The 1,073-nt window shown below is 54.0% G+C and carries 1 protein-coding gene; it reads right to left on the minus strand.

Annotated elements, in window-relative coordinates:
• Nucleotides 1–75: 75 nt before the first annotated feature.
• Nucleotides 76–1,073: HNH endonuclease signature motif containing protein (locus tag HMPREF2760_RS06655; RefSeq protein WP_148138846.1), on the minus strand; the 998-nt coding region annotated here is incomplete at its 5' end.

Below are 1,073 nucleotides of genomic sequence, written 5' to 3' on the forward strand. Positions count from 1 at the left end.
GTTCTTCGTCATCGTCGTCGTTTGAATCGACGGGTGTTTTCGCCTTTTTCGTCGTTTGATTCGACGACCCAGGTTTTAGAAGGGGATGTCCTCGTCGCCGGTGTTGGTGTTGGTTTGGGTTTCGGCTTTGGTTTCGGCCTTGGCTTTGGCTTGTTGTTGTGCGTGGTAGTCGTCGAGTTCTTGTTTGAGCTGTTGGGCTTCTTCACGCACGCGTTTTCTGGTGGCGGTGATGTGTTGGGCTACGGTTTGTGCCCACCGTTTTTGCTTGGGCGCCAGGGGTCCTTCTGCTTCGTTGATGGTCCAGGTACCGTCAGCGAAAAGCCAGATAACATCCCCACTGTAGGGGTCCAGCAAGTATTTGAGGGTGCCATCGGTTTTCATGTTGTGATGTCCTTGGCATAAACATGCCAGGTTCTTCGGGTGTGTTGGCCCGCCTTCAGCCCAGTTATGTCGGTGGTCTAACTGGGTGAGGAAAGCTGGTTTGTTGCATCCGCCGACTCGGCAGGTCCCGTCGCGGCCTTCGACGTGTTTGCGCATGACAACACCTGGTTGGTAGCCGTCTGCTTCGGCTACCTCGCCGGTTAGATCCCGGGTTTTATCATGCGGCATGGGCTCTTGCCGCCAGCCGAAGCCTTCAATAAAGGTTGGGGCATTCTCAATATCGCAGGCCTGATAGGTGTGTAAGACTACGGTGGCTGGTGGTTGTATTTCGCCGCTTAAGAGTTTGATGACCGCTTCAGCAACAGTGATTCCTTCTTTTGCGGCGGTTGTGTGGATGAAGGCATCGAGTTTAATGCCGGTGTCTTCCCCAACCTGGAGTTCCAGCCAGGCAGAGGTTCCGTTGGATGAAAAGCGGTAGGTGTCTTTGGGGCGGGTGTCACGGTAGGCGATGGAATCATCCAGGGTTTTACAGATGTCGCGGACTTTGCGTCTGATTTGGCTGCGGGTAGGAAAAGCCTGATTCGCCTTAGTGGGGGTGAAGAAGTCGGCCAGGATGGTGTCGATAAAATCCAGGGTTTCAGCAGTCAAGCCGGTTAGTGCTGACATGGGTTGGTCAATAGCAATCAAGGACT

It is taken from the genome of Corynebacterium sp. HMSC065D07 (genome assembly GCF_001810695.1).
Lineage (GTDB): Bacteria > Actinomycetota > Actinomycetes > Mycobacteriales > Mycobacteriaceae > Corynebacterium > Corynebacterium hesseae.